Origin of the sequence: Neochlamydia sp. AcF65 (assembly GCF_018342435.1) — a bacterium.
Lineage (GTDB): Bacteria > Chlamydiota > Chlamydiia > Chlamydiales > Parachlamydiaceae > Neochlamydia.
In genome coordinates this window covers 47,487-63,843 of the sequence record NZ_JAEMUE010000044.1, presented here as the reverse complement: position 1 = coordinate 63,843, position 16,357 = coordinate 47,487, and the positions used below count along the sequence as shown (strand labels likewise).

Genomic DNA, 16,357 nt, shown 5'->3' with positions numbered 1-16,357 from the left:
CAATGTGGGCAGATGAGGAGATTTTGAGTATTTATTTAACTTGGCAACATCATCCCCAGTCGACCATGAATGTTTGCTGGATAACTCCTCAAGCGCAGACTCAGGATTTCATTGAATACCAGAGGGAAGGAGAAGAGGTATGGCATAGGGAGAAGAGCCAACATAGACCTATGCCCGCTCAGCTGCCTTATTTGATTCATCGTGTGGAGCTAGTAGATCTAATGCCATCTACTAGCTATCATTTTCGCCTAGGTGCAGATAAACACATTTACAAGTTTCGTACGATGCCAGCAGAATCCAACCTTCCTATCCGCTTTGTAGTAGGTGGAGATATGTATAATGGCTCTATGGAGATGATGGAGAAAACCAATCGAGCAGCCGCCGCTACCAATCCACTGTTTGTAGTGATTGGAGGAGATATAGCCTATAGTGCTGTGGGTGATCGTTCTATTCCTGAAGATCCGCAAAAATGGATAGATTGGTTACGCATTTGGAAGCAAACCATGGTAACTTCTGAAGGCTATCTTATTCCTATTGTTCCCTGCATTGGTAACCATGAAGTGCGAGGAGGCAACGGTAAGACACCGCAGGAGGCAGAATTCTTTTTTGCTCTTTTTCCTACTCTCAACCTTAAAAGCTATAAAGTTTTGGATTTCAGCTCTTACATGAGCTTGATCATCCTTGATTCTGGCCATGCGTATCCAGTTCGTGGAGCTCAGACTCTATGGCTCAAGCAAGTTCTAAGGCAACGCCGGCAGGTTCCCCATAAATTTGCAGTTTATCATATTCCTGCCTATCCCTCTTATCGATCTTACTATAATAAAACTAGCCGAGCAGTTCGCCGGCAGTGGGTCCCTTTATTCGAGCAGTATGGCCTTCATGTAGCTTTTGAAAATAATGATCATGCCTATAAGCGCACCCATCCTATCTGCAAAGGACGACCTCAAAAGCAAGGAGTTTTATATATAGGAGATGGTGCCTGGTCGGTAGCCAATATAAGAACCCCCAAAACACCGCGGCAAGCCTGGTATATTGCTAAATCATCTGCTACCCAGTTTTTTATTCTGGTGACAATAGATGGTAGCCATCGTCGTATACAAGCTTTCACACCAGCTGGCATGATAGTGGATGATGTTGTGCAAGAAGGCGTTAATAAATAGTTTGCTTTTTTTCGTTCGCTTTTTACGAAAATAAGCGCAATTGGAAAAAGAAAAGAACCCAAGATTTTCAATTGCAAAGGGTTTTTAGAGATTAAACGGCCTCTATATCTTTAAATTCACCTTATAGTTTACATAAGTACTGCCCCGATGTAAATTTTCTTATTAAAAAAACTGTAAAAATATTTATGAAAGTGTAGGAAAAGGAGAAAATTTATTAGAGTTGCGGCCTATCAAAATCAAGAATAAAACCTGCTTCAATTGACGAATGTCCTCATAAAAGCACGATTAATATACAAAGGTAGAGGCGTGAGAAATTCTTTCTTTTTAGGGTGGCGTAAAGCTTTAAAAAACTTTAATCAAAGCGATAAAGGCATGGATTTTAAGATAGATAAATTCTTTATTATAAAAAAAATTTACCGAAAGAAGTTAAGAGCAGTGTTATCCCTCTTATGCTTTTATCTAGGATGGACAAGCTTATTTAATTTGCATGGGACAGAACCGATAGCCGTTAAAAAAGGGACATTAATTGTTGATTATAAAACCGATCTGGAAGGGGATCGACTGGACCGCATTCGGTTTTGGTTAAAAGATGGCAACCATTCTCAAAAAATGTATCCTAAAGGCAATGCTTTTGTAGAAGATCGTAAGAATAGATCGCGGATAGTGGTTCTAGAAGACGTTACTCCAGGAGAATATACTTTAGAGTTTTTGATCCCCAATAAGGATGCTTTTTTTGAGGAGTCTTCTTTAAGGCATATCCATCTACAAGCTGGCGAGGTGGTAAAAGTGGATAAAACCTTCAAAAGGCGGCAAGTCAATTACTACAGTGCTAAACAGTTGCATGAGTGGAAGATCTGGTGGTTTTTTCTCTCCAATTTTAGCCTTAAGCCTATAGCCCCTATGGATTGTGTTTACAATCCAAGCCAGGAAGTAGGAGGCAAAGGAAGCTTATTGAATGCGCATGCTGCTTTGAAAGGGAAAAATAGCTTCTATGCAAAGAAAGCAAGAGCACTGCTTGTTTCTGGTTTCATTTCAGCCCCCATGCTTCCTGATAAAACTAAATGAGCAGCAGAGCTAATGCATAAGCACTACAGTAGGATTTAGATCATACCTTTAAAGAAACTACATCTGCATAGCCAAAAAAGGAATTAACCTTTTTTCCAAGCTGGCTTCCACCATAAAAACAAGCTTTTTATTAAGTATATGATTACATAAATAGTTGTTCAAAAGTTTATTATTGAGACTTTTGAAATGCCGATGAGCATGAAATCAAGCTGCGGACCTTTAAAGAAAAAATTGGCAAAGCAGGTTGCAGTCTTTTGAGAAGAGGACTCCATAAGCTGAATACAGTATTAGCTGTGATGTACGACTTGCAAGTGCCTTTTGTTCATAGCTAGGTCAGATAAGATCTAAAGAGGGCGAAAAAGCCAAACAGGAAAATCTCTAAATGCTCTTAAGTTCACTTTGAATGAGAGTTTATTACTTGTCGAATACTTGTGCTATATCCCACATTCCGCAGGTTAATTTCCATTGGCCTATAATTTCTGAAATGAGGGTGGAGTCAACACATAAGTTTCTACTCATTAAATAGTTAATTAATCCTCCTGTAGTCATAATAACTTTTGGATTATGATGGATTAATTAATTTATCATATTCCTTTATTTCAATTTCATTGCATAGTGTAGAATCAATCCTAAAGGGATTAAAGTCCTTGCTACAATACTTTTTCATCTTTCATGCTTTCGCTTTCTTTGCTTATGGAAAAACAAGAATAGTTTTTTCTAAAAAAAGCTGGAGGCTCACGTTCCTCTCTTTAATTTTGATCCCTTGATTGTGCACTCCTTAAGAAAAATTAATTTTTTAATTTAAACTCTACTGCTTTCTTGTTTTCAGAAAACCATAAAAAATAGTGAGTAAGATAGGCTAAAATCAATTTATCAAAATTACTTAAAAATAATATTTTGGGATCGTTACAACTTGCGGAATCTGGGCTATATCTCTTTAGCAAGAGAACAAGGCTGGCAAATTCTGCAAGTAGCATTCAGGATTCTTCCGAGGCTTGCCACCTGTATTTCTACATCTATCATTACCTTTAGCAAATCTATAATTTGCTCAAAGCTCTATTTGCCTACCAAACGACGATTTGAGTAATTAAAAATATTTTATTTCTTAGAAATTATTAAAAAAACAATATTGCTTATATATATGTAAGATTTAATAAGTAAACAGCTTTTTAATTAATATTTTAATTAATTGAATTTAATAATTATTATTTGTTATAATAAAGTTTAAATTAATAACCTTTTTATTAAGGAAGTGTATGGAGTTAGAAGATCTGCTGCTTGAATATGGGAGATCTAAACAATTAGGTAGACTTCAGCTTGATAGCTCAGGACTTTGCACGCTTTTAATGAATGGTCATTATCTTATCACCTTTGAAAAATCTCTCGATCAGGAAGGGTTTTATCTTTATTCTAGCGTAGGCAGCCTTCCCTTAGAAAAAGAAGAGGGGATAAGCTTAATGGCTTTAAAAGGCAATCTTTTTGGCAGAGAAACAGGACGAGCAAGCTTAGGGTATGTAGAACAAACACGCTCTCTAGTTTTATTTGAATATTTTGATAAAAATGAGTTGAATTATCTTCAATTTATTCAAAGGCTTAATAAATTTATAAAATATTTATTTTATTGGATAACTAAACTAAAAGCTTTTATTTCACAAGATATGGATAAAAAAGCAGCGGTAGAGTTTCGGCCTACTTTCCATCCTAGTAAGAAAATCTTTTATGCATAAGGATTAACCATGCAGCCTCCTCTTATACGTTCCCAGCAAGCTTTAAAATCTTCTTCCCTGCCAGCCCCTCCCGTTCCTTTGGCAGATGAGCCTCAAGTTTCTAGAACAGCTAAGCATAATTCTATCATATCTTCTAACTCTATCGAGAGAATAGAACCTTCTGACCGTGCCCTAGTGATCAATCGAGTAGAGGTTTTAAATGAAGAGGAGCCTTTTAAGGCAGAATCCGCAGTAATAATAGCCAAAGTCGAACAAGAATTAGAGAATATAGAAACCCTCTTATTGCTTGAAGCAGAGCCTATAACAACGCTTGCCGAGCAGAAAAATGTTTATGCTTTAGATAATTTTATTAAGAAAACTGAAAAGCGAAAAAAAATAGAAAGGCATTTAGGAAATGCATATAAAGCAACTCAATGGGCACCTGATAAACTGCATAAATTAGCCCTTGAACCCTATGGCTATATAGCACCCGTTATAAGCATTCCTCCAAAATTAGGAGAAATAGTAGGAAACGTTATCTTGCCCGTGTCAATTATACGAACGGTTTTGCGGGGCGTGGAGATTATTGGAAAAGGCGCTGTTTTGATTGTACAAGGCGTTCAGTATCAGCAGGCAAAAAAACTCTTAAAACAGAAAGTGAAAGAATTTAAACATCATCCGCAGGATGAAAACCTTAAAGACTCTATTAGGATTCTCCGCGAGTTTATTAGTGCCCAAAAACTGGAATTAAAAAATAAAATCATTAACTTTACTATTTCAGCGAGTTTCATAGCTGCTAAAAGTACTAGCTTGGTTTTAAGTGCCTTAAAGCTGGCAGTCCCTGCTGGAAAAACGGCCCTGGGTTGGACCCTATCTTTCTTAGATATAATAATGAAAACGATTGGCGTATGGCAAGCTCAAAAAGCTAGATCCACTCATGAGATTTGGATGCTAGAGCTTACCAAAGATCCTAGGAGTTTTCAACAAGCGCAAGATCTTTTAGCCAAACGTGAAGAGCGTTTACTTTTACGTAAATTTCAAGCTTTTTCTTTTGAAGAAATTAAAGATAATTTGGAAGAGAAGGGCATGGAGTGCGAAGCGCAAGGGATTATAGATAAAGAAACTTTTGAAAAAAAGATTACCGAACCTGCGTTTAGAACTTTCTTACTCCAAAATTTTATAGAAGATATTGATCAAACTGAGGATACTCTCAACGTGATGACAAGAAATAGCTTGCAAACGCTAGCAGAATTAAAAGCCAGAAATGAAAAGAAGTTTTTTAATTTTAGGCTTGTATCCGCAAATATAGAACTTATCCTTGCCTGTCTTTCCACTACTCTAGCGATTACTTTACAAGTTTTAGCCCTTACCGGCGTGATTGCTTTAGCTTCCTCGAGTATGGCTCTGCCTGGCTTAGGCTTTTTTGTTTTAGGAATAGCAGTAATGGGGATAGGGCTCTATTTCTTTTATAGATATAAACCTCATCTTTTGAAATGTGTGCTCCAGGGAGTTGAGGTGCGTCTTAGCTTATTTCAGCTTCCTGCTAAAATCCGTGCTTGGCAATTAAATAAGCAAGAAGAACGGATAGGTACGCTAAAGATTACAAGTGCTAGATATGAGCAATTGGCAGGTTTATTGGAGCAGCAAAAGACATTGGAGGCTACTGCTTATCCTATTGAGTTAAGAAAAACTCTTGAAAAACTACACAAAGAAACGAAAAAGAAAATCGATGAGCTAGAAAGCCATGGGGAGCAAACACAACTGGAAAAAATGATGGAGGAATTGGATAGAAAGCATGAAAGGCACCTTAAAATGCTAGAAAAAGAAAGCCAAAAACAAGAACGATTAAGCCAGAAGGTGGAATCTTGGATAGGAAAAAAAGGAAAAATCACGCAATTGCAGAATCGTTTGAAGGAAGCTGGTAGTGCAGATTTTGCTATAGCCAATGGCTTAATTACCCAAGCTGAAAAGAAAGCGATGAATCTGCCTTTAATTATTATGGAAAAATTTTTAGATCCCCACTCTTCTTTCGAGTTTGACGAAGAAACTCAAAAGATACTAAAAGAAAAAATGGGAATAGATTATCAAGCCCTTAAAAAGACGGCAGATCAAGTGGATAAGAATGCTTTGATGGATAAACTAAAAGACTTTTTTAAAATGGATGATACAGAGCTGCTAGCGTTAATGAAGCAGCAGCTTAACAATTTAAAGGCCAAAAAATATAATTAACTATTTAAAAGAGCAAACACAATGATAGAAGAAAAATTTCTAAAGCAATTTCAACAAGCATTGATGGACGAAAAATTTGACTGCTCTTACATAGAAGCTACCGATCAAATTCTCTATCCACGTCTCCTTCTCTTTCTAGGCGTAGATGATAAGGAACGGGAAAAAATTTTAGAGATAACCGCTTCAAAACAAGAGTTGATGCAGGGTCTTGGCCCTGCAGACAATCCCTTTTATCGCCTCCAATTTCAAGCTGTTTTTCCTTTCACCGTCCATCCTCAAGCTTCTACCCAAGTAAGTAGCTTAATCTGCTATTTAAATCGTTTGATTGAACTTCCGGGATTTGAGATGGATGAAGTAAATCTTAAGCTTAATTATCGTTATATCCTGCTTTACGGGGAAAGAAGTCTCAATAAAAATCTTTGCTTTTCTATTATTGGCCTAATCATGCTCACGTTAGAGCTCTTTAGTTCTACCTTAGAAAGAGTGGCTATAGGAGAAAATACTTTTAATCAAATATTAGAAGAAATCATTAAGATTGCCCAGCAAGTTAAACCTTAAACCTTGCCTAGTAAGTCGTTGTAAAAAATAAGTTGAGCCTATCTTAGCTTTTTTTATTCACTCGAAAAAGGCACGAACCCCATTCAAAAAGGTTATTAGCTTTCTTCTTTTCGCTCTTCCTGGTAGAGAGAAGTGTAGATGATTGCATAGAAAAGTTGCTTAAAAGGGGTAGGCTCGGTTTTTTTTTAGTATAACTAAGAGGGCTTCTAGAAATCCTACTGTTTAAAGAACTTTGCCTGCATAATCTGAAAAATAAATGAGCCTTAAGGAGGTTGGCTCTTTCCTTAAAAAGCTTATTATTAAGTATATGTTTGCAAAGGAAGCTGCTAAAAAGCATATAATCACAGCTTGAGTGTTTTCAAAAGGCCTACTTGGCAGCATGTTTTTTATCGGAAGATTGAAGTTAGCAGAAAGGGAGTTAAGCTAGGGTTAAATCGCCTTATTTAATAGATCTTTATAAGCATGGGGAAGGTGAGTAATTATATCAGAGGCTGTCATACAATAAGAGGTTTTCTTTTTAGCTGCCTGTTCACCCGCTATAGCGTGCAACCACACTCCTAAGATTGCGGCCTGAGGAGGCGGCAAACCTTGCGCTAGCAAAGCTGCAATTATCCCCGTTAATACATCTCCACTTCCTGCAGTAGCCATTCCTGCATCACCTCTTGGATTAATATGTATAGGCAAGTTTGGCTGCAAAATAAAGGTAGGAGCTCCTTTAAGCACTAAGGTAACATTTTTATCATTAGTAAATGATTGAGCGATATCTAGTAGTTTTCCTGAGGTAAGATGCTCTTGCTCTATTCTTAAAAGCTTCAACATTTCTCCATGATGAGGAGTTAACACTAGCCCTTTAGGTAAAGGTGCTTGATTCTCAGATAGCAGAGTTAGTGCGTCTGCATCTAGGACACAAGGTTTTTTAATATGCTTGAGGATATATTTAAGAAGGTAAGAAGTTTCTTCTGTTTTTCCTATACCAGGCCCTATGTAAGAAGCAGACGCTTTATTTATAGGCTCAAGGATAGCCTCCAGATTTTGCAAACAATAGCTTTGCCGCACTAATTCTACAGGGGCAGCTGCAAGTGCAGCTTCCATTTCTTTAGGATGAATTAAACGTACAATGCCAGCACCTGCCGTTAAGGCTGCCTTTGCAGAGAGAAAGGCAGCTCCCGGCATGTGAGGAGAGCCTGCTATAGCTGTTACATAGCCACGTTCATATTTATGCCAACCTCTCTTAATAGGAGGAAGTAGCGGCTGCACAATGTCTTTAGTCAGCATGATCATATCGGTAGGAGCATGATCGATACATTCTTTAGACATCCCAAAATCTATATAATGCAAGTTACCTACATAGTTCCATCCTTCGTTTATAAAGAAACCCTTTTTAGGTGCACCTAGAAAAAGAGTTTTAGTTGCTTGAATGGCTTTGCCTTCCGCCATCCCCGTGTCTCCATTTAGTCCTGAGGGAATATCGATGGCTAAGATAGGTAATTTAGAGGCATTAGCACGCCCTACTATACTAGCAAAAGGCTCTTGTAGGCTTCCTTTAAATCCTGTGCCAAAAAAGCCATCTAAGATAACTCCTTGTTTAGGAAAGGAAAAAGAGGGATCTTCTATCTGCCCACCTGCTTGTTTAAAACGGTGATAATTTTTAATACATAAAGGGGAACCTCCTTCTAAAGAAATAGCTTGCAAAGCACATACTTTACATCCTTTCTTTAAAAGATAACATCCTGCTACGTAAGCATCTCCTGAGTTGTTACCTTTGGCACACAATAAGATAATATATTTAGTAAGCTGATGGATGTTAAGATACTCTTCTACCATTTGAGCAATGCTGGCGCCTGCCTGCTCCATAAAAAATTCTTCCGAAGCGCTATCTTGGTAGGCTTGCGCTTCTAAATTCCTCATCTGCTGTGCTGTAAAGACTTTCATGCTTTATCTCACTTAAGTTTTCGGTCCTGCATCATTATTAGAGAAAATTTTTAAAGATGTTCTTCTTTAATGGTTCTTTGCATGAGAGCTTTAACAGCCTCCTGGGGGGCAAGGCTTTCGTAAATAATCTTATAAACAATCTCAGTGATAGGCATACTTACATTTAGCTGATGGCTAAGTTGTAAGGTGGAGACGCAGGTATAGGCTCCTTCCACAACCATTTCGATTTTAACAGCTGCTTCTTGGGGGGATAAGCCTTGTGCTAAAAGGTATCCAAAACGAAAATTCCGACTCATCAAGGAGCTGCAGGTTAGGCATAAGTCACCCATTCCTGATAAGCCATTTAATGTTTCAGCCCTACAGCCTCTAGCAACAGCGAGCTTGCGAATCTCATGCAAGCCACGTGTCATTAATGCTGCTTTAGCACTATGGCCTAATTCTAATCCTTCAGCCATGCCGCAGGCAATAGCGATAATGTTTTTTAAGGCTCCGCCATAGGCTACTCCGTGGATATCAGGATTAGGGTAAACACGAAAAGTGTGAGTGGTAAAAGTATCGGTAACAAGGCGCATCACTTCAGGATCATAAGCAGAGCCAACGACAGAAGTGGGCAATTTTCGTATAACATCTTGAGCAAAACTAGGTCCACTTAAAAAAGCTACTTGCTTGCGAGTATCTCTTCCTAACACTTCTACGACGATATCAGGAAGAATAAGCCCTGTATTTTGCTCAATTCCTTTAGAGGTAATAACGATAGGGCATTTAGGAAGTTTTAGCCTTTTAACTTGTTCAAAGACAGGGCGAATGCCTGCTGAGGTGACAGCCTCAACAAGCATATCAGCTCCTTGCAAGGCCTCTTTTATATCTGTTGTAAATTTCATGTTGCCATTGAATGTATGGCCTGGCAAGTAAGGATGTTCACGCTTCTCCGTTAAATGTTTAACGAGCTCAGGTCGTGCGCTCCAAGAGATTAATTGATATCCTTTGGAAGCTAATAGTGATGCCAGGCTATACCCCCAGCTTCCGGCTCCTAAGAATCCTACTTTCATAATTTTTACCTAAGTTATATCTTTCATAAAATTATCAATTTTTTGCTTTTGATTGTAGTTTAGACTTATTCGGTTGGCAAATAAAAGCCTACTTCTCCTCATCGCTAATCCCTACGCTAGTAAAAAATTTAAAAAAACCTGTCTCTCTTCCCAATGAAATTGATTGTAGAAGAAGGGTGAAACCAAGCGTTTGAAGAGATGGGTAAAGTGGAATGAGGGCTTTAAATATCCAAGCATCCCGTTTCTCCTAAGTAGCCTTCAGGGGGCATAGCATGGTTTTTCCATTGGTTCACATAAGAAGGAAGAGGGTAGTAGAAATCTTGTGCTAGCTCAAAGGGAGCCAAAGGAGCTTTCTTGCTAAAAAGCTCTTCATATACTTGTCGATCTCTAGCTTGCAAGGCATCCTGGACACTAGTAGGGCTGTCTTGACCCCTCAAGTTTTTTAGAGGAGCAAAGCACCTTTCGCGTGGGTAAAGTAGCGCTTGAATTTTAGCAGCAAGAGGAAAAATGTCAAAAATAAAATGCTCAAATTTCCATCCTTTTTGGGCCGCATCGATTAAGCTAGGTGCCTTTTTGTGAAGAGCATGGAGAGGCATTTTTCTTTTATTATTACAAATTTTTTCAATAAATGATAGGCTGATGCAAAATAAGCTGATATTGGCACAGGGGTGCTTAAGGGAGCCGTCGGATAGCCTGGCATAGCGCTCATTTTCGGGAAATTCAGTATATTCAATGACCTGAACTTTTTGCTGCTGTTTGACGATAACCCCTACTTTTTCCTCTGGATCTGCTCGAAGCGTACACTTGATAGTGATATCATTCTGATTACGAATATGCATACCTAATAGCTCAGCATCAAAAGGATCGGCTAAGGGATTATCAATCATAACAAAATTTAAATGCTCAATGCCCATTTCCTTCCATTTAGCTAAGAGACCTTCTTGCCAAAATTGATGCAGGCAGGCTCCATTGCCGTTGGGCCCTTCAGCTAGCAACCCTTTTTTTTCTAAGAAAAGGTTACCCGCATCATCTAGAAAGGGGAGCATGGGTTGAGTAAAGAAATCAAGCTGTTCTTTTCTTAATTGAAAATTCGCATGGGCCTTAAAATAGGCCACGGTCATCCCATGATTAAGAGGAGATGTCATGATAGCTGCCTGGAGAGGGCGAAGAGCCAGCTTGCTTGCTGCTACAATCTTCTCAGAAAATAACTGGAAAAGGCTTTTATGGCGTATGAGGCTAATAGGATATAACCCTTTAGGTCCCTCTAAATGTAAGCGTGTCCCTTGCCCTCCAGCTACAATTAAGCATCCCAAGCGTCCTTGCTCGATCGCTTCTCTACCAAGTAATGCATTTTCTAAAGAGCCCACTTTTTGATAATCTAGAAAAGGATCGACAGAAATGTCGCAAAGCAAGAGCGCGTTAATTGCAGCTTGTTGCTCATGAAAAGTATCGATATCTAAATTTTCAATCTGTTGCAATAAAAAGCTTTTTTCTCCTTCATTAAGTTCATGCCAATAGTTAAGGAGGTGAGGTTGTTGAATGCTATTGAGCTTGGCTATTGCCCTTTCATAATTCATGCATATATTCCTTAAAAATAAAATTATTACCCATGATCATTCTCTTTTATCGTGTAGTCTCAAAAATTTGAAGGCATACTGGGAGCAAGTAGCTTGACGAATTATTATCTTTACATGGTTTAACCTTAGCGCGGATAAGAAAAATAGTTTATTCTTTGGCCACAGAATTTTTCAAGAGCCATTTCTTGAGAAGTCAAATTAATTAAATTTTTTAATTTATTGCAAGACTCTGGGAAGTTTTTTGCGTTTATGTCTAGCTTAAAGCTCATTTTTAGACACATTTTAAAAAAATAGAGGGAAAAAGTCTTAAAAGAGCTTGATAGAGCCATTAAGAATTAGGTCTATCTGATTTATATTTTAACGATCTTTAGCGCTTATCTTGCGCTTTTTTTCTTAAAAATCGTTTAAAGCCTTCCTGTTTCCTTTCTTAAGAAAACACAAAACGCAAAGAAAAATTTGCTAAATATTTAATGAATTCTCCTAAAAACTTAAAAGTTAAGGGAGAAGCAGCATTTTGGCAGCTTATTATTTTATGCCAAGCTAATTTCTTAAGAGCTGCATTCTTGAAAATGAATCGATAAATTGTTAACAACCTTTTCTAGACTTATTCCCTAAGGAAAGCCTCAAGAAGAGGTTAATAAAGGCTATTTTTTTATCAACAGCTATTTTCTTTTAACAATCTTTCAAGTTGTGCATAGACTTCCTCAACCTCGATCTTGGTCATGCAGCGAAAATCAATAGGGCATACACGCTTGTAGCAAGGAGAGCATTCGACATGCTTATGAATCACCAACCCTTGCGGATAAGGACCGGTTTTTATCTCATTCGTAGAGCCAAACAGTGCTAGCAAACGTACACCTAAAGCAGCAGCCATGTGCATAGGCCCGCTATCATTTGTAAGAAAGATAGAGCAACATTTTAGCAGGGCGATCAATTCGCGAATAGATGTGCGTCCTGCTAGATTAATCGCACGGCTAGGTAAGTCTTGGCATATTTGGTTGACCACCGAAACCCCGTTACTATCGCCAAAATAAATAATAAAAACATTAGGGTTTTCTAATAATTTTTTCGTTAATTTATTAAAGCGCTCAGGTGGCCAGCATTTAGCCGAGCCATAAGCTGCTCCAGGATTAATGCCTACCAAAATGTTTTTTTGAAGGTCAAGCCCGCAGCTACGTAGAAAATGATGAGCCTCTTGGAGCTCTTGCGTACTTACGTAAAGCTGGGGCGGTGTAGAGGAAAGGGGGATGGCTAAAGGGCCGAGTAACGTTTTATACGTAATAACTTGATGTTGGAATTCCTTATTTTTCGGAAATGATATAGCTTTATTTAGCAAAAGGCTTCTAAACCCGTCAGCAAATCCAAGGCGATGTTGAACTTTTCCTTTTAAAAACCACCAAGCTGAGGAGAAAGAATTTGTTAAAAGAAGACCTAAATCATATTGGCCTTTTTGCAAAAAATCGATCACCTCCACATGATGAAGCTTGTCTAACCAGCTCGTAGGACGTTTAAATGCGTAGATAGAGTTAATATGAGGGTTGTTTTGAATCACCTTATCGATAGGCGTTTGGCATATAATTGTAATTTTAGCCTCTTTCCATTGCCTTCTTAAATCGGTTAATAGGGGAGTGGCCATGACAGCGTCACCTATCCAATTTGGCATTCTCACGATAATATTTTTTGGAGGCCTAGAGAGCCAGGGGAAATAAGGGGTTTTCATGCTTTTTAACCTTAATTGGTTATGCATCTCTTGAGTTATAAAGCGAAACTTAAGTATAAAAGGAATATACTATAGAGCAAAAATAGGTGTCTGTCCAAATATTTCTTAATAGGTAAGTTTTGAGCAACCGTCACATTTACTCAGATGAAGAGCCTCAACAGCTCTTTCAAAATCTTGCTTTTGAAAAGGATAAAGCTAATGAACTGGAGAAGGAGCTTCAAAACGTGAAGTTAGAACAAACTATGCTTTTATCAGAAAATGATCCCCTCAAACCTTCTAGCAATCTTTCTTATAAAAGAAAGGAAAGCGTGGATAATTTGAAGAATATGTTAGCTAGGTACAAAAAGAAAAATGTTTTAAGTAGCCCAGTTGCAGATGAAAATGTCCATCAGAGAAATAAGCAGGAAAGCAACTTAGCTTATCAATTACATTTACATAATAAAAAGCTTACTCAAGAAAATATAGCTCTTTTAGAGCAACAAAAAAGCCTTAAAGCTCTTTATGATCAATTAGCAGCCGATTTAAAAGAAGCTCAGCAAAAAGAGGAGAATGATCAAGCTGTTTTGCATAAATCTTCTGAGTTAGCAGACTCTTATCAAGAAGCCTTATTGCAAAATCAACAGCAGAAAGAACAGCTAGAAAAATTGACATTAGTCGTACAAGAACAAGAAAAAAAGATTCATGAGCTAATGCAGGAAGAACCCACTCACGATAGACGGCAAGAGGATATGCTAGGCACGGAGACAAAGCTAGAGCAAGAGCCCAAAAATATCCATGCTTTAAAGATGGAAAATCATGCTTTAGCTAAAAAGCTTGCCGAAATCCAAAAGCACTCTACTCAACTAGAGCGCGTACTTAAACATCTGCACGAAAGATCCAAAGAAGCTTATTTAGAGCTCAATCAGCTAAGAGAAGATTTTCAACGTTCCGAAGAAGCTGTTTTTAATCTTACCGGGCAATTGGAGGTAGCACAGAAGCGCATCCACCAGCAGATAGAGGCCTTAAACAATGAAAAGGCTGAGAAACAGGAATTAGTGGAAGAAATTCATGCTTTGCAACTACAATTTAGCTCTCTTAAAACAAAATTAGCCGAAGAAAGAGAAGCTTTTAATAAAATTAAAGATGAGAAAATGCACTTAGAAACCTCTATGACTGAGAAAGACCAGCTTTTTAATCAGTTAGAAAAGGAGATCATCTTCATTAAGGAAGATTTATCTAAAGGTATGCGGGAAGCTAAAGAAATTGAAAGCTGCTATATGAATGCCGTAAGCGAAAAAATAGCTCTTTATAATAAGGTGTTGCAAGGTGAAGAGACTATAGCCTCCCAGCAAAATGAGAATAAAGCCCTCCAATGCAAACTTGAGCAAATCTCAACAAAAGAAAATGATTTCAAAGAGCAGCTGTTACGATTAGAGAATTTGCTGCATGAACAGCAGTTGGAGGCAGAGAGGCAAAAACAGCAGCATTCTCAAGAGCTTGAAAGCAGTTTACAGCAGCAGCAAGATTTATTTAAGCTAAAAGAACAGCAAGTAGAAGCCGATCAAAAGGAAATTACCTATCTTTCTCAAGAAAAATTCAGACTTGAAGATACTCTATCTATAATGACTCGTTATCAAGAGGAGCAAGATGCGCGCATTAAAGTAGCTCAACAGCATTTGGGTAAAAAAGTTAAAGAGGTTGCCCTTCTTAATGAAAAAATTGAAGAGCAAAAATCCCTGATTGCTGATCTAGAAGAAAATTTAAATCAGCTTAAAATCAAAATGAATGAAAGGCAAAACTCTTTTGAACAGCAGTTAATGCAGGAAAGTAAAACTCAACACCTGTTGCAGGAAACTATTCGAGCGACTGAGAGCCAGGTAGCCCAATGGGAAGCCAAATACCAACAGGCGGAGGAAAATCTTAAAACCTTAGAAGAAAAGCAGCAGCAGATGCATAGCTTATTGGCTAGCTTAAGCCATGTGATAGGGGCTCAGGATATTATATCGCAAGGCGAGCTTTCTGGGGGGACTGTTACACCCAAGAGACCTCTTGAATGGGAAGAGGCGTCTGCGCAGATTTCTTTAAATGATGAGCACTCTTCTCTTCCTGATGAGCAACTGGAATCGCAGCCTTCTTTGTTTGATGCAAGGCCTGCCTCTTCTCCCTTACGCCAAAATTTATTTGATTAAAGGATATTTGTGATAATTATTGGAATTGATCCTGGCACGCGCATCACAGGATATGGCATTATTAGAGTTTTAGGAAATGTTTATCAAGTTCTAGATTATGGGTGTATACGCCCGCCCGCTAATTATAAATTAACAGAGCGCTATCTGGTTATTTTTAATGCACTAGAGGCTCTTATTCATCGGTATTCCCCTGAGGCCCTTGCCGTGGAAACGCAGTATGTCAGTAAAAATGTGCAAAGTGCGATTAAGCTAGGAATGGCACGAGGAATTGCAATTTTAGCAGCCAAGAAAAAAGGGATTGCTATTTTTGAATATTCGCCTTCTAAAGCTAAGCTGGCGGTGGTAGGCAATGGAAGCGCTAGCAAAGGACAAGTGCAAAAGATGGTGCAACTTCTTTTAAAGCTCGCTCAGCCTCCTAAGCCGGAGGATGCTGCGGATGCTTTAGCGTTGGCAATCTGCCATGCCCATGCGGCCCAATGTAAGAGTCTCTATGAAGCGGAAATTTAATATTAAATAACAGGTGAGAAGTGATAGCTTATATAAAAGGAGCTTTAACGCAATTGACCGCCTTATTTGCTGTAATTGAAAGTGGTGGTATAGGCTACAAAATCTTAATTCCTGCAAATCTTTTTGCAAAGCTTCCCTCCCTACAGGAAGATGTTTTGCTTTACACTGCCTTTGTCATTAGAGAAAATTCCCAGACGTTATATGGATTTTTAAATAGCGAAGATCGCGAGCTTTTTGAAGCTTTAATGAATGTAACAGGCGTAGGGCCAAAGATGGCCTTAAACATTATAGGTCATCTATCAGGGCGTGAGCTGCAGCGGGCTATTCATAATCATGAGATAGCTACCATCAGCAAAGTTCCAGGCATTGGCAAGAAAACTGCAGAACGTTTGATGATAGAAATGCGCGATAAAATTCCAGCTATACTGCTTCCTGATTCTGAAGAGCCTGTTGTCTATCCCTCAACCGACCCCCAGGCTCAGAAGATTAAAGATGCGATGAGCGCTTTGATCAATCTAGGTTACAATCAACTGATTGCCCAACAAGCTATTAAAAAATGCTTGAAAGAATTGCCTGAAACGATTGAGTTGAGTGAATTGATTACTGCTGCTCTTAAGAATGTATAAAAAAACAACCTTTTAGGCTTATATATTTCTTCACCTTTAACGTCCGTATGTGTGCAGAGC

Annotated in this window: 12 protein-coding genes; 8 read left to right on the top strand and 4 right to left on the bottom strand. The window is 38.3% G+C overall.

The features are described 5' to 3' along the window. Nucleotides 1–23: 23 nt before the first annotated feature. From NEOC65_RS05370 to NEOC65_RS05350, 5 genes are all read left to right on the top strand, one after another. Nucleotides 24–1,160: a purple acid phosphatase family protein gene (locus NEOC65_RS05370; protein WP_213152592.1), complete on the top strand. Its 1,137-nt coding sequence runs from the start codon at nucleotides 24–26 to the stop codon at nucleotides 1,158–1,160. Nucleotides 1,161–1,466: 306 nt separating this feature from the next. Next, nucleotides 1,467–2,225, top strand: a complete 759-nt coding sequence (locus NEOC65_RS05365) for a hypothetical protein (protein ID WP_213152591.1) — start codon at nucleotides 1,467–1,469, stop codon at nucleotides 2,223–2,225. A 1,256-nt stretch (nucleotides 2,226–3,481) separates the two neighbouring features. Further along, the gene (locus NEOC65_RS05360) at nucleotides 3,482–3,952 is read left to right on the top strand and encodes a type III secretion system chaperone (RefSeq protein ID WP_213151527.1); all 471 of its coding nucleotides are present in this window, start codon (nucleotides 3,482–3,484) and stop codon (nucleotides 3,950–3,952) included. A gap of 9 nt (nucleotides 3,953–3,961) precedes the next feature. Continuing rightward, complete coding sequence (locus NEOC65_RS05355) at nucleotides 3,962–6,160, top strand: hypothetical protein (RefSeq protein WP_213155992.1); 2,199 nt, start codon at nucleotides 3,962–3,964, stop codon at nucleotides 6,158–6,160. Between the two features lie 21 nt (nucleotides 6,161–6,181). After that, nucleotides 6,182–6,718, top strand: a complete 537-nt coding sequence (locus NEOC65_RS05350) for a type III secretion system chaperone family protein (RefSeq protein ID WP_213151530.1) — start codon at nucleotides 6,182–6,184, stop codon at nucleotides 6,716–6,718. Nucleotides 6,719–7,147: 429 nt separating this feature from the next. Here the strand turns inward: NEOC65_RS05350 and NEOC65_RS05345 are convergent, their stop codons facing one another. From NEOC65_RS05345 to waaF, 4 genes are all read right to left on the bottom strand, one after another. Beyond that, on the bottom strand, nucleotides 7,148–8,650 hold the full coding sequence (locus NEOC65_RS05345; RefSeq protein WP_213151531.1) for an NAD(P)H-hydrate dehydratase: 1,503 nt from the start codon (nucleotides 8,648–8,650) through the stop codon (nucleotides 7,148–7,150). 50 nt (nucleotides 8,651–8,700) lie between these two features. Continuing rightward, nucleotides 8,701–9,699 (bottom strand): NAD(P)H-dependent glycerol-3-phosphate dehydrogenase, encoded by a 999-nt coding sequence (locus NEOC65_RS05340; RefSeq protein ID WP_213151532.1) that lies wholly within the window; start codon nucleotides 9,697–9,699, stop codon nucleotides 8,701–8,703. Between the two features lie 221 nt (nucleotides 9,700–9,920). Beyond that, entirely contained in the window at nucleotides 9,921–11,276 is a 1,356-nt protein-coding gene (locus tag NEOC65_RS05335; protein ID WP_213155991.1) for a UTP--glucose-1-phosphate uridylyltransferase, read from the bottom strand. A gap of 655 nt (nucleotides 11,277–11,931) precedes the next feature. Continuing rightward, complete coding sequence (gene waaF, locus NEOC65_RS05330; RefSeq protein WP_213155990.1) at nucleotides 11,932–12,996, bottom strand: lipopolysaccharide heptosyltransferase II; 1,065 nt, start codon at nucleotides 12,994–12,996, stop codon at nucleotides 11,932–11,934. Between the two features lie 119 nt (nucleotides 12,997–13,115). On the opposite strand from waaF, the gene NEOC65_RS05325 reads away from it, so the two are divergent. From NEOC65_RS05325 to ruvA, 3 genes are read left to right on the top strand one after another with little or no spacing between them, the layout of a single operon-like run. Next, on the top strand, nucleotides 13,116–15,164 hold the full coding sequence (locus tag NEOC65_RS05325) for a coiled-coil domain-containing protein (RefSeq protein ID WP_213155989.1): 2,049 nt from the start codon (nucleotides 13,116–13,118) through the stop codon (nucleotides 15,162–15,164). Nucleotides 15,165–15,173: 9 nt separating this feature from the next. Continuing rightward, nucleotides 15,174–15,671 (top strand): crossover junction endodeoxyribonuclease RuvC, encoded by a 498-nt coding sequence (gene ruvC, locus NEOC65_RS05320; protein ID WP_166155887.1) that lies wholly within the window; start codon nucleotides 15,174–15,176, stop codon nucleotides 15,669–15,671. Nucleotides 15,672–15,691: 20 nt separating this feature from the next. Then, the gene (gene ruvA, locus NEOC65_RS05315; RefSeq protein ID WP_213151546.1) at nucleotides 15,692–16,297 is read left to right on the top strand and encodes a Holliday junction branch migration protein RuvA; all 606 of its coding nucleotides are present in this window, start codon (nucleotides 15,692–15,694) and stop codon (nucleotides 16,295–16,297) included. The last annotated feature ends 60 nt before the right edge of the window (nucleotides 16,298–16,357 follow it).

Excerpts from the sequence above, each read along its gene's own strand:
- NEOC65_RS05360 (WP_213151527.1), top strand. The coding sequence starts at position 3,482 with ATGGAGTTAGAAGATCTGCTGCTTGAATATGGGAGATCTAAACAATTA.
- NEOC65_RS05355 (WP_213155992.1), top strand. The coding sequence starts at position 3,962 with ATGCAGCCTCCTCTTATACGTTCCCAGCAAGCTTTAAAATCTTCTTCC.
- NEOC65_RS05350 (WP_213151530.1), top strand. The coding sequence starts at position 6,182 with ATGATAGAAGAAAAATTTCTAAAGCAATTTCAACAAGCATTGATGGAC.
- NEOC65_RS05345 (WP_213151531.1), bottom strand. The coding sequence starts at position 8,650 with ATGAAAGTCTTTACAGCACAGCAGATGAGGAATTTAGAAGCGCAAGCC.
- NEOC65_RS05340 (WP_213151532.1), bottom strand. The coding sequence starts at position 9,699 with ATGAAAGTAGGATTCTTAGGAGCCGGAAGCTGGGGGTATAGCCTGGCA.
- NEOC65_RS05335 (WP_213155991.1), bottom strand. The coding sequence starts at position 11,276 with ATGAATTATGAAAGGGCAATAGCCAAGCTCAATAGCATTCAACAACCT.
- waaF (WP_213155990.1), bottom strand. The coding sequence starts at position 12,996 with ATGAAAACCCCTTATTTCCCCTGGCTCTCTAGGCCTCCAAAAAATATT.